Origin of the sequence: Caballeronia sp. GAWG1-1, assembly GCF_023631465.1 — a bacterium.
Lineage (GTDB): Bacteria > Pseudomonadota > Gammaproteobacteria > Burkholderiales > Burkholderiaceae > Caballeronia.
The window spans coordinates 506,627-518,585 of record NZ_JALQDB010000037.1; the positions used below are offsets into that span (position 1 = coordinate 506,627).

The 11,959-nt window shown below is 59.3% G+C and carries 10 protein-coding genes; 6 read left to right on the forward strand and 4 right to left on the reverse strand.

The features are described from left to right. Positions 1–165 precede the first annotated feature (165 nt). Together NCT03_RS27350 and NCT03_RS27355 are read right to left on the reverse strand one after the other, a co-directional pair. Positions 166–1,494, reverse strand: a complete 1,329-nt coding sequence (locus NCT03_RS27350; RefSeq protein ID WP_244830996.1) for a hypothetical protein — start codon at positions 1,492–1,494, stop codon at positions 166–168. Between the two features lie 559 nt (positions 1,495–2,053). After that, positions 2,054–3,625, reverse strand: coding sequence for a methyl-accepting chemotaxis protein (locus NCT03_RS27355; protein ID WP_250494609.1), 1,572 nt, complete (start codon positions 3,623–3,625; stop codon positions 2,054–2,056). 335 nt (positions 3,626–3,960) lie between these two features. Here NCT03_RS27355 and NCT03_RS27360 point away from each other — a divergent pair, with 335 nt between their 5' ends. From NCT03_RS27360 to NCT03_RS27385, 6 genes are all read left to right on the forward strand, one after another. Continuing rightward, a complete protein-coding gene (locus tag NCT03_RS27360) occupies positions 3,961–6,042 on the forward strand; it encodes a putative bifunctional diguanylate cyclase/phosphodiesterase (protein ID WP_250494610.1) in 2,082 nt (693 codons plus the stop codon). 163 nt (positions 6,043–6,205) lie between these two features. Then, positions 6,206–7,171, forward strand: coding sequence for an O-fucosyltransferase family protein (locus NCT03_RS27365; RefSeq protein WP_250469430.1), 966 nt, complete (start codon positions 6,206–6,208; stop codon positions 7,169–7,171). A 155-nt stretch (positions 7,172–7,326) separates the two neighbouring features. Beyond that, a complete protein-coding gene (locus NCT03_RS27370) occupies positions 7,327–7,995 on the forward strand; it encodes an aspartate/glutamate racemase family protein (RefSeq protein ID WP_250494611.1) in 669 nt (222 codons plus the stop codon). 26 nt (positions 7,996–8,021) lie between these two features. Then, entirely contained in the window at positions 8,022–8,729 is a 708-nt protein-coding gene (locus NCT03_RS27375; protein ID WP_250494612.1) for a substrate-binding domain-containing protein, read from the forward strand. A 13-nt stretch (positions 8,730–8,742) separates the two neighbouring features. Beyond that, positions 8,743–9,171 carry a RidA family protein gene (locus tag NCT03_RS27380; RefSeq protein WP_250494613.1) on the forward strand — a complete coding sequence of 143 codons (429 nt, stop codon included), beginning with the start codon at positions 8,743–8,745 and terminating at the stop codon, positions 9,169–9,171. Next, positions 9,168–10,004 carry a hydroxypyruvate isomerase family protein gene (locus NCT03_RS27385; RefSeq protein WP_250494614.1) on the forward strand — a complete coding sequence of 279 codons (837 nt, stop codon included), beginning with the start codon at positions 9,168–9,170 and terminating at the stop codon, positions 10,002–10,004. The genes NCT03_RS27380 and NCT03_RS27385 overlap by 4 nt, the downstream gene beginning before the upstream one ends. Here the strand turns inward: NCT03_RS27385 and NCT03_RS27390 are convergent. Both NCT03_RS27390 and NCT03_RS27395 read right to left on the reverse strand, forming a co-directional pair. Further along, positions 9,987–10,949 carry a LysR substrate-binding domain-containing protein gene (locus NCT03_RS27390; RefSeq protein WP_250494615.1) on the reverse strand — a complete coding sequence of 321 codons (963 nt, stop codon included), beginning with the start codon at positions 10,947–10,949 and terminating at the stop codon, positions 9,987–9,989. The two genes, NCT03_RS27385 and NCT03_RS27390, sit on opposite strands and share 18 nt — an antisense overlap. A gap of 74 nt (positions 10,950–11,023) precedes the next feature. Beyond that, positions 11,024–11,911: an alpha/beta fold hydrolase gene (locus NCT03_RS27395; RefSeq protein ID WP_250494616.1), complete on the reverse strand. Its 888-nt coding sequence runs from the start codon at positions 11,909–11,911 to the stop codon at positions 11,024–11,026. Between the last annotated feature and the right edge of the window lie 48 nt (positions 11,912–11,959).

Sequence of the window (11,959 nt, forward strand, 5' to 3'; positions counted from 1 at the left end):
TGGCTATGAAGGCCCGCTCAGTGGCGGTCGTGGCCTCGATGGCAAGCCTGTCGACGACATGCGCTAGCGCGCGCGTTCATGCGGCACGCGTGAAAGATGAACTGAAACAATAAGGCCCACGGCTTTGCGCGATGCGGCAAACCGTGGGCTTTTGTTCAGAGACGCTCAGACATCGGCATGCGTGCTCGTGAAGTTCACATAGCTGTTGTACGTCGGCGTGATCGGCGCACCGTTGATCATGATGCCAAACGTGTGATTGCCGCTGTCGAGCACGTAGTACATGGCCGAGTGAATGTTGTGCGTCTTGCGTGCGTCGTAGAACGATTGCAGGCGAGACTGCACGAAGGTCGCGCGATAAGCATCCGTCTGCTCGGGGTTCGCGTTCCACTCGGTGATCATGAAAGGTACGCCGTAGCGCGCCTTGCAGTACTGCGGCAGATCGAAATGCGGGCCCGCGCCGTCAGAGCCGATGTCGAACAGGTCACCATACACTTCGTAGTTGTGCCACGTCGTGATGTCCCAGCGGACCTTCGGATAGCCACTCGTGCCATCCGGCTGGAAGCCGTCCCACAATGCATCCGATGCGCCGATGTCCGCCACGCAAAAGTTGATGCCGCACTTCGCGTCCGGCTGTACTGCTTTCACGCCGGCGATGAGACCGCGCATGACGCCGCGCATGACGGGCCAGTTTGCGTTGTTGAAGTCGGCTACGTCCGTTCCCGCGCGGTTCGAATACAGCACGGTTTGCGAGCGGCGCGTCAACTCATTGCCGCATTCGTACATGGTCACGCCATAAGGCTTGAGCGCGCTGGCAACCGTCAGGCCGGTGTTGTAGGCGTCGGCGTAAGCGGCGGCTTCGCTGCCATACAGCGCGCCTGAAGCATCGGTCAAACCTTGCTGAATCAGGCAAAGCATGCTGATGCCCGTTCCGTTGAAGGCCGATGCCAGCTTGGCGACGGCGCTGATCTGCTTCGACGTCGAATTGCAGCCCACCCGATACATGTTGCAGCCCATGCCCTTCAGGATCGCGATGAGTTGCGGAGGTGTGTAGGTGTAGTCGTAATGGCCGTTCATCCCGAAGAACATGCCCGGCGTCGCTGCCATCGCAATGCGCGGGTCACGGCAGATGAGCCATTTGTTCGACCACACGTAGAACTGGCCGCTCGTGTTCTTCTGGTAAATCTTGCCGCCCGACCAGAGGAGCATCGAGACATTGGCGATTGAAACAGCCGTCTTGTTCTTGTACACGATGGCGCCGGTCACCGTCCAAACCGCACCGGTCTTGTCCACGATCGACGTACCGCTCGGGATGGTCGTGCCATCGGCGGAAGGCGTGATTACCGCGGCCTTTGCGGTGGAATCCAGTTGCGTGGAATCGTCGGAAGCCTTGGTTGCCGCTTGCGGTAGATCGCTACCGCCGCCGCCACATGCGGAAAGCATATAGGTCCCGGACAACGCGCTCATGCTAGCCAGAAATTTACGTCGATTAATCATCATTTCGCAGTTCCGCTGGTCTGGCGGAACACTCCTTAAGGTCAGAGATCGATATCAATGTCCTATTAAGTAAGGACGACTAACGAATGAGCCAAGGATGCAGCAGTGTTTGCCTTGCCTACCTGGGATGCTTCAAAGTTGGCCGTTGTAGCAGGGAAAGAGCGAACTTCGTGCAGTAACCACCGGCCTGCCGTGTTGCCCTAACTTCGTTCGACACGCGATGCAAAGCCGCCGCGTCTGTGTCTCACAACCACCTTCTTCAAAGTTCATACGATAGGTTGGATTTTACGCAATGTTACAAAAAGCGTGTGAGAATTCGAACGTTTTCGGGCAAAAAGTAACGAACGCATGGCGTTGCCATATGGAAGAGGAAAATAGTGCGACTCTGCTGCAGTGCTTTATAGGAGTATTTGCCCATTTTTCGTTGTTTTGCGCGAGAGTGAACAAATTACCTCTACACATGTACGAACGTACTATTCCCAGTTTTTGCGTTAAACCAGCGTATTTTTGGTGAGCGCAGCGCGACGAGAAAACTCTCCGACGCGCCGCGCCCCGACCATCATCCTGCGACCTGGAAGAACGACACCGCATCCACGAGCTTGCGCCCCTGCTGATCGAGCGATTGCGAAGCCGCCGCCGATTCTTCCACGAGCGCCGCGTTCTGTTGTGTCACCTGGTCCATCTGCGCAATCGCCTGGCTCAATTGTTCGATGCCCCGGCTTTGTTCGCTCGATGCCGCCGCGATCTCGCCCATGATGCTGCTCACGCGCGAGACGGCCTGCAGCACTTCGGCCATCGTCGTCCCGGCTTCGCCCGCGAGCGAAGAACCCTCCGCGATACGCACGCCCGACGCGCCAATCAACTCCTTGATCTCCTTCGCGGCGGACGACGAACGTTGCGCCAGGTTGCGCACTTCCGAAGCGACCACGGCAAAGCCGCGTCCTTCCTCGCCCGCGCGCGCCGCTTCAACCGCCGCATTCAACGCGAGGATGTTGGTCTGAAACGCGATGCCTTCGATGATCCCGGTGATATCCGCGATCTTCTCCGAGCGCGTGCTGATCTCCGTCATGGTCGCGACCATGCGCCCCACGGCGGCATTGCCCTGCTGCGCCACCGCCGATGCATCCGCCGACAACGCATTTGCCTGTTGCGCGTGCTCGGCGTTCTGCCGCACGGTCGAGGTCAACTCTTCGACGCTCGCCGCCGTCTCTTCCAGCGATGCCGCTTGTTGTTCGGTACGCGTCGACAGATCGACGTTGCCCGTGGCGATCTGGCTCGATCCCGTGGCGATGCCATCGGCGCAAGAGCGGACGTTGCCGATCAGACTGACGAGATTGCCTTGCATCGTGCGCATGGAGGCGAGCACGCTGTGTTGCGGGGCGTTATCCGCGTGCGCGACCGGGCTCAGATCGCCGGAAGCGACGCGCTGCGCGACTTGGCTCAGTGCATCGGGTTCCGCGCCCAACGCTCGCAAGATGCTGCGCGTGATGATGAATCCCGCGCCCACGGCCAACGAAGCCGCCGCGATGCACGCGGCGATCAGCAGCATGCGCGAGAACGCGTAATCCTCCGCCGACTCTTGCACGAGCTTCGCTTCGCGCTGGCTCGTCAGGTCCAGGTAATCTTGCGTGGCCTTGATGAGCGCGGCGAGCAGCGGACGGCACTCGTCGTTCATCTTCGTAATCGCTGCCTGATGCTGGCCCTTCAGCGCCAGATCGACGATGGCGAGCGCCACCGGTCCGTAAAGCGATTCGACGCGGTCGATCTCCGCAACGCGCGTCGTTACTTCGGCTGAGACATCCGGCGCGCTCGCGACCATTTCCTTGAAGCGGCGCAAATCGCGCTGCACGTCTTCATGCGCCTGAAGGACGGCTGCTTTCTCGAGTTCGAGATCGGCGGGCTTCGTCACGAGCACGAGATTGCGTGCGGCGATCGCGCGCCGGTCCACTGCGGTGCGAATGCTTTCGGCCAGATGCGCGCGCGCGTTGATGCCGTTGACAAAGGACGTAAAGCGCTGGTTCGCTTCGCCGAGCGTCTCGATTGAGAGCGCGGCGACGATCAGCACTGCCGCCGTGAGCAGGCCGAAGCCAATGGAAAGCTTCGTTTTCATGCGCATGGGTTGCAGGTTCATCTCGTTCTTTTCCTTTTTGATGGCAGTGCTGTCGTTGACGCTCGCCGTCCTTTACGCGGCGAGCGCGGGTTCTTTCTTGCATCGCTTACGGCAGCGTCGGGAAAATATGAAGATGAACGAAAGTATGACGATGTTAGCAAACGTTTTACATCGCCCTGTCCAGGATATGTCGCAGGGTGGGTAAGGCTTTCTTCGACGAATGGGATGAATAGAGCCCGGATTTGTCCATGCCTTGGTTAAGATATGGGCTCCTGTCGATGACAGGTCTCCATTCGTCACCGCGATGCTGTTCTCTACCCGGGAGCGACAACGAAAGCCTGCGAAAATAGCGCTCAATGCTCGCTTACTCATATAACCCTTTGCTTGTCGTCTGCTCGCTTCTCGTGGCAATCCTGGCCGCGTACACGGCTTTCGACATGGCAGGGCGTATCGCGCAAGCCAGGGGGCCCGCGGCGCGCTGGTGGCTCATCGGCGGTTCCTGTGCAATGGGACTCGGCATCTGGGCGATGCACTTCGTCGGCATGCTGGCGTTCAGCTTGCCCATCAAACTGGGCTACGACCCGCTGATTACATTTGCATCGCTTCTAATTGCCGTCGCGGCATCGATGTTCGCGCTCTGGCTCGTCTGTCAGAAGACGCTGCCCGCGTTCAGGATCGTGATCGGGGCGCTATTGATGGGACCGGCTATCGCCGGCATGCACTACACGGGCATGGCCGCCATGCGCATGCGGCCGCCGATCGAATACGACCCATGGCTCACCATTGTGTCGGTGGCCATTGCCATCGTCGCCTCGGGCGCTGCGCTCTGGATTGCCTTTCGCTTACGTCAGCAGGCGTCGCGGCTCTTGTTTTTTCGCGGCAGCGCGTCGCTCCTCATGGGCTTTGCCATCGTCGGCATGCACTACACCGGAATGGCGGCCGCGCGCTTTCCCACGGGCGCGATATGCGGTGCCGCTAAGGAAGGCGCGGATACCGGATGGCTGGCCGTCGTGGTGATCGTCGTGACACTCTCGGTGCTGGCCATCGCGCTGATCATCTCCGTTCTGGACTTGCGGCTCGAATCGCGCACCGCCGTGCTCGCGGCGTCGCTCGCGGAGGCGAACAAGGAACTCGCTTATCTGGCGCTTCACGACAGCCTTACTGAGTTGCCGAATCGCGTCTTGCTCGAAGACAGACTGGAACAACTGGTGCATGGCGCGCGCGATGCAAAGCGCCGCTTCACGTTGATGTTCATGGACCTCGATGGCTTCAAGGCGGTCAACGACGCGTTCGGACATCATGTCGGCGACCTGTTGCTGATCGAAGTGTCGAAGCGCATCCGCGCCAACGTCAGGTCACACGACACCATTGCGCGGGTCGGCGGCGACGAGTTCGTGCTGCTCTCGAACGTCGACGACGCAACCGTGGCCGCGCAAATCGCCGCGAGCTTGACCGAGACCATTGAGAAGCCGTTTCGCATGGAAGGCGAGGAAGTGCAGATTTCCGTGAGCGTGGGCATTGCGATCTTTCCCGACGACGGTGCGACTCAAGAAGAGCTTCTGAGCAATGCCGATACCGCCATGTATCACGCGAAAGCCCTTGGCCGCAGCGGTTTTTGTTTCTTCGAACCGTCGATGCATGCGGACTCTTACGAGCAGATGCAACTTGCGCACGAGCTTCGCGTGGCGTTGACGCGCGGTGAGCTCGCCTTGCACTATCAACCCAAATTCAAGGCGCCAAATGGTCCGGCGGTGGGCGCGGAAGCGCTATTGCGCTGGAACCATCCCGTGCACGGACTGATGGCGCCCAACCGCTTCATTCCGATGGCGGAGAAGACAGGGTTGATCGTGCCTATCGGCGAATGGGTGCTGAGCGAAGGATGCCGGCAATTGAAGGCGTGGCACGATCGCGGTCACACAGAGTGGACCATCGCGATCAATCTTTCGCCATTGCAGTTCGTTCACTCGGGTCTCGTACGAGCGGTTCGCGGCGCGCTTCGTCGCAATGGCCTGCCAGCGGAATCGCTGATTCTGGAGATCACTGAATCGACGGCCATGCGCGATGTCGAAGTGAGCCTCAAGGTATTGCAACGACTGCGGGAAGAAGGCGTGCAGATCTCTATCGATGATTTCGGCACCGGCTACTCCAGCCTGCTTTATCTCAAGCGCTTGCCCGCCAACGAACTCAAGATCGATCGCGGCTTCGTGCGTGAACTAGCTCACGGTACGGAAGACGCGGCCATTGTTTCGGCCATCGTGGCGCTCGGACAAACGCTCAATCTCAGGATCGTGGCGGAAGGCGTCGAAACTACTGCACAGCAGGCGTTTCTCACGCAACTGGGATGCGACATTCTCCAAGGGTTTTTGCTCGGCAAGCCAATGACGGCCAATGCGTTTATCGCTTCCGTCGCCGATGTCGCATCGACAGGACGCCATTGAAACTTCGCCAGTAACTTTTCCCGCCCATCACGTTAGCTAGCCAACAGAACGCCGACGAGGGTCGATCCGTTACACGTTGCACGGTGCTACTCTCCCGTCATAGTTACCGTAGCGCTGGAACATACGGTCATTCCAAAAGACAAATCCGAGTCGGGGACCGCACATGTTGCGAACGGTGGTCGATCGTGTCAGGCGCTTTCGGCGCAGTGAAGGCTTCAAGCATTCTCTCGCCGCTCCAGTGCGTTTGTCGCTGCATGCGCGACAGCGGCTGAATCGCAATGTGTTCGCTATCGAGATCAGGGAAAACTCCGGCTTTTTTTCCGTGATGCAGATGGTGCTCTTCATCCTCAAGCATTGCGAAGAGAAACGGCTGACACCGCAAATCTCGGCACGCGGCGGTCTCTATGGCGACCCGGAAGGCAAAATAGACTGGTTCTCGGCGCTCTTTGAAAGCGTGCGGGCATCCGGCGATGTGAAGTTGCCGCGCAGAGTGCGAACCTCTACCGTGCGCGATCTCGTGCAACTCGGCTTGCGGCAACGCCATGAAGCGGGTCTGCGGTTGCAAAGTTCGAGCGACTTGTTTCGCTCGCATTACCGGCCGGTTGCAGCCATTCGCGATGAAGTCGATGCAACCTGCGCCAAACTCGATATCGGCCAATCGACACTCGGTGTTCACTACCGGGGCACGGATAAGAAGTTCGAAGCGATGACCTTGCCCTGGGCTGACTTCTGCCGGCTGGTCGAGCAGACCCTCGCGCTCAATCCGCATCTGACCAACATCTTCGTTTCGAGCGATGAGCAGGCGTTCATCGACTTCTTCCGCGCGTGGCCGTTCAATCGCCCGGTCAGTGTCGCACCGGCCAAGCTGCTGTCCACAGGCGACATGCCGGTGCACTTCAGCGGTTATCCGGGTTTGGAGATCGGGCGCGAAGCGTTGGTATCGAGCCTGCTGCTTTCGAAGTGCGGATACCTCGTAAAGATGCCTTCTTACTTGTCGGCATGGTCGAAGATATTCAATCCCGATTTGCCGACTACCTTGGCCGTACCGCCAAAGCCTGACGCGTTCTGGTTTCCCGACAGCCAGATCTGGATCGAACAGGAACAGGTGATGGGCGGCAAGGCGGCGTGAGTCGCGCGCTTGTATAAACGCATGAAGCCTGCTGTCGTGACTCTGACTCAACGGGTGTTGATTTCTTTGCGTTGGAATGCCAACGCGTCATTCGCTACGCTTGAATCGATGCCGGGCGCATGACCCGACAGCCGACCAGCGGCGAATCGACATCCATGAGACATGACCTTTCCATCGTGCTGTTGCACGCCACGCCCGTTGCCATCGCGCCGATACACGACGCGTTCCTGCGCGACTGGCCAGTAGCCAGGCTCACTAATCTTCTCGACGACGGTCTGACCTCGGCCAGAGGCGACAGCAAAGAGCTGCCCGACGCATTGCAGACACGCTTCGTGAATCTCGCGCGATACGGGTACGAAAGCGGCGCGGATGCGGTCCTCGCCACGTGTTCGGCCTTCGGTCCCGCCATCGATGCCGCGGACGCGGCGCTTCCCATACCTGTTTGCAAGCCGAACACCGCCATGTTCGCCGATGCGCTTGCAGAAGGCAGAAACATCGCGATGATCGCAACGTTCGCGCCCGCCCTGCCGACCATGGTGGCGGAGTTCTTCGAGGAAGCATCGAACATGAACCCGCACGCTACGCTAGCCACCTTCGTGGTCGACGATGCAATCGACAAGCTGCGTGCGGGCGACCGCGACACACACAACCGTCTCGTCGCAGAAAAGGCCGCGAGCCTGCATGGCTACGACGCGATCATGCTGGCCCATTTCTCAACCGCTCAAGCACTCGATGCCGTGACTTCAGTCGCGAGTTGTCCGGTATTTTCCGCACCGCGCAGCGCGGTTGCCGATCTGAAGAAGCGCCTGCATTTGTCGCGCTGAAGTCTTTTACCTTCATGGATTCAACGATGCCTACTCCATCGCTCGCGCCAGCCGTTTCGATGATGAGCACGCTCGCGGTCAAGAGCGCGCTCGTCGATGTCGTCATTCCAGCGTTCGAACGAAGTAGCGGCATCCGCGTGCAAGCTATGTTCGATCCAACCAACGTGCTGCAAGAGCGCGTGTCTGCCGGTGAAAGAGCGGACGTGCTGATTGCGACTCGCGCCTATGTGAAGCGTCTCGCCGTTGAAAACGTACTGGATGTACCGACGATGCGCGGGTTGGTCAGAACCGGCGTGGGTGTAGCGGCATCTATGCGGGACGTGCCTCGGTCGATAAGAAGCGTTGAAGACTTGCGCGAGGTTCTGTTGAACGCGCGATCGGTGGCATATTCGAAGACCGGCGCAAGCGGCGTTTATTTCGCCACCTTGATCGAAGAGATGGGCATCGCGGAGCAGGTCAATCAGCGCGCGACCATCATCGAGAAGGGCTTTACGGGCGAATGCATCGTGCGTGGCGAGGCGGACGTCGCCATTCAACAGATGAGCGAACTGGCCATGGTGGCGGGCATCGAGATCATCGGCCCGCTTCCGGAAGAGATTCAGTTCCATACCGACTTTTATGTCGGGATGTTTTCTGGTCGCGCACAATCGGAAGGTGCATGTGCCTTGCTGCAATCCCTTTTCTCCGATACAGCGCGCCACGCGTATGAGCGGCTTGGCCTAACGGTTCTTTGAGGAGACGATATTCATGCAGCGCGCAGACGACAAGCAAACGCCCAGTCACCTCATCACGCCCGTTACGGTGTTCGGCAATCTCGCATTCGTGAGCGGCCAGCTTCCGCGCGAACACGGAGCGATCAAATACAGCGGCAAGGTCGGCGCGGACTTATCGGCGGAAGACGCACGAGAAGCGGCAGCGTTATGTGCAAAAGCATGCCTCGATGCACTCGCGCACGCGCTTTGCGGACATGAGCGCATTGCGCAGATCGTGAAGATCACGGGATTCGTCGCATCGGCGGCGGATTTCACCGGACAGGGCGCGGTGATCGATGGCGCGTCCCGCCTATTGATCGAAACGCTCGGAGAACGCGGCAAGCATGCACGAAGCGCGATCGGCGTGCAGCAGCTTCCGCATGGCGCGGCAGTGGAAGTCGAAATGATCGTGGGGTTGAAATGACTGCACGGTCTTCGCGCGTACGCTTCGCGGCTAATCTCAAATGGCTCTTTACCGAGTTGCCATTTCTTGAGCGATTCGAAGCCGCTGCGTTGCATGGCTTCGCGGCAGTCGAATACGCATCGCCATATGGCTACGATGCCACCGAGCTTCGCAACGTGTTGAGCCAGTGGAACTTGAAACAAGTGTTGATCAACACGCCGGCGGGCGAAAGAGGGGCCGTAGGCTCCAACGGCTTTGGCTGTATTCCAGGCTATGTCGATGTTTTTCGCGAAGGTGTCGATCTCGCGTTGAACTACGCTAACGCGCTGGAGTGCAGCCTGATTCACTTGATGGCGGGCCGAGTGCCAGACGGCTGCTCGCCAGCCGAGGCCGAAGCCGTCTTTCGTTCGAATCTCGCGTGGGCCGCAAAGCGCGCGGAAGGGCAGAACGTAACCTTTGTGCTCGAATGTCTGAACCAGCAAGACGTGCCGGGTTACTTCCTCAAGAGTCTCGCTCAGGCGAGCGCCTACGTCCGCGACATCCCGCAAGGCAACGTCAAACTCCTCTTCGATTTTTATCACGCGGCAATGAGCGGCATGGACGTACTGGATGCGTTCGCCATGCATCGTCGTGACGTGGCGCACATTCAGGTCGCCGACGTACCAGGACGAAACGAACCGGGCACGGGCGACATGTCATGGCCCGCGATTGCACGAGCGATAGCCGATAGCGGCTATTCAGGCTGGATAGGATGCGAGTACCGTCCGCGTGAAACGACTGCCGCCGGACTCGATTGGCGTCAAGCCTTTACGCAAGCCGCAGGCTTGAGCAAGCACTCAGAACATCGTTCTTAGATTGGCCAACTCGAATTCAGCTCGAAGCCATTTTTCAAACACGGCCGCTTCGGCCGAATTGCGCAGACTCGACGAGCGCAGCAGATAGTAAGAGATATTTTCGACGTGGAACTTCGGGTCGGAGAATGGCTCGATCAACCGGCCATCGCGTAACTCTTCTTCCGCGAGAATCTCGCTTTCCAGCACCACGCCCAAGCCCTTTACCGCGGCTTCGATTGCCATGGCGGAGCGGTCGAGCCACAAGTCGTGCGCGGGCTTGACGACGAGGTTGCCTATGCGCCGAAAATAATCGACCCAGTTCAGCGGATTATTGGAGTGGATGAGCGTAGCCTTAGCCAGATCCTTCGGGCCTTTCAGGCCGAGCTCCTCCGCGAGTTGCGGACTGCAAAGCGGCCTGAGCCGTTCGATGAGCAATGGCTCGGCAAGCTTCAATCCCGGCGTTTGAGGCCCATGCGCAATTGCTATGTCGTAGCGGTTGGCATCGAGTTCATGTGTGTGAAGCGTCGCAAGTCGAACGCGAAACAGCGGGTTCGCTTTCAGGAAGTTCTGCAAACGCGGTTGCAGCCACTTAACCGAGAAGCTATTGGGCACGGCAATCGACAGATGACCGCCCCACGATTGCGGCGCGATAAGACTCGTCGCAGTGGCGATCATGCCGAATGCTTTTTCCAGTTCGCGCGCATAGGTTCGGCCCGCGACGGTCAGCACCGCGCGCCCGGCATGTCGCTGAAAGAGCGGAACGCCGAGAAAGTCTTCGAGTTGCTGAATGTGATGACTCACCGCCGACGTGGTGATGCCGATCTCCTCCGCGCCTTGCGTGAAGCTGCCGTGCCGAGCGGCCGCTTCGAACGCGATTAGCGACTTGAGCGGCGGAAAGCGCGCACGGCGCGTGTCCGGCACGGCTTCGGCTTCATCGCTTTCCTTCTTTCTCGAACCGGCCGTCATTTATGCCCCCGTGTCCCGATGACGGCAAGGATAAAGCATCGCAGGGCGGAAGACATTCGCAGCATCGATATCGATCAACCGAGACATGTCTCGAAGAAGCGTTTGAGTTCCGCTGCCAGCGCTTGCGGCTGCTCTTCGGGAATGTAATGCCCGCAGTCTTGGATCACACCGCCGCTCAGGTCTTCGCAGAGCGGCTTCATCAGTTCATGGATGGTGGGCGCGCTGCCCACATCGCCTCCAAGCGCGAGCACGGGCTTTTTGATCTTGCTGGCAAAGAGCTTCTGGTTCTGCTTCATGTCCTCTTCGACGGCCCGATAATAGCCGAGCATGCCGCGCAGGCCGCCGAGCGACGCATACGCCTTGACGTATTCGTCGATGTCGGCAAGCTCGAACGTGGCCATTGCGTTGGCGGTCTTCTTGTTGAAGAACCATTCGATCAGCACGCGCTCCTTGCCTGCAATGAGCGCTTCAGGCAGGTCGTCCACCGCGTTGAACAGAAAGTGCCAGCTCTTCCAGTTCGAAGGCGCGGTGACCGATACTTCGGGCTTGAGCGTGATGCCGGGGATGTTGCCATCGATGAACACGATGCCGTCGAGCTCGGCCTCATAGCGATGCGCGTACGGATAAGCAATCCACGATCCGATGTCATGGCCCACATAGAAGTGACGCTCGACACCCAGCGACCGCAAGAGACCATTGATGCGCGCGGCGGCGGTCTCGGTGTCGTAGCCGGTGGTGGGCTTGTCCGAGTAACCTTGGCCGGGCAAATCGATGGCGATGGTACGGTAGGAATCGGCCAGAAGCGGTTGCACGCGACGCCACGCATAAGCGGTCTGCGGGAAGCCCGCCACGAGCACGACCGTCGGGCCGACGCCACCATCCACCATATGAAAGCGGATGTCTCCGCTTCGCACGAAGCGCCTGGTGAAGGACTTGCCGCCAAGGTCTATCACGCCTGACATGTCGGTTCTCTTTCTGAGTGAAGGTGCGTGTTGTGCATTGTATCGGGC

What these genes read in the sequence shown, in the direction of transcription:
- NCT03_RS27360 (WP_250494610.1), top strand. Translation starts at nt 3,961, where the DNA reads ATGCTCGCTTACTCATATAACCCTTTGCTTGTCGTCTGCTCGCTTCTC.
- NCT03_RS27390 (WP_250494615.1), bottom strand. Translation starts at nt 10,949, where the DNA reads ATGACGGCCGGTTCGAGAAAGAAGGAAAGCGATGAAGCCGAAGCCGTG.
- NCT03_RS27370 (WP_250494611.1), top strand. Translation starts at nt 7,327, where the DNA reads ATGAGACATGACCTTTCCATCGTGCTGTTGCACGCCACGCCCGTTGCC.
- NCT03_RS27350 (WP_244830996.1), bottom strand. Translation starts at nt 1,494, where the DNA reads ATGATTAATCGACGTAAATTTCTGGCTAGCATGAGCGCGTTGTCCGGG.
- NCT03_RS27355 (WP_250494609.1), bottom strand. Translation starts at nt 3,625, where the DNA reads ATGAACCTGCAACCCATGCGCATGAAAACGAAGCTTTCCATTGGCTTC.
- NCT03_RS27385 (WP_250494614.1), top strand. Translation starts at nt 9,168, where the DNA reads ATGACTGCACGGTCTTCGCGCGTACGCTTCGCGGCTAATCTCAAATGG.
- NCT03_RS27380 (WP_250494613.1), top strand. Translation starts at nt 8,743, where the DNA reads ATGCAGCGCGCAGACGACAAGCAAACGCCCAGTCACCTCATCACGCCC.
- NCT03_RS27375 (WP_250494612.1), top strand. Translation starts at nt 8,022, where the DNA reads ATGCCTACTCCATCGCTCGCGCCAGCCGTTTCGATGATGAGCACGCTC.
- NCT03_RS27365 (WP_250469430.1), top strand. Translation starts at nt 6,206, where the DNA reads ATGTTGCGAACGGTGGTCGATCGTGTCAGGCGCTTTCGGCGCAGTGAA.
- NCT03_RS27395 (WP_250494616.1), bottom strand. Translation starts at nt 11,911, where the DNA reads ATGTCAGGCGTGATAGACCTTGGCGGCAAGTCCTTCACCAGGCGCTTC.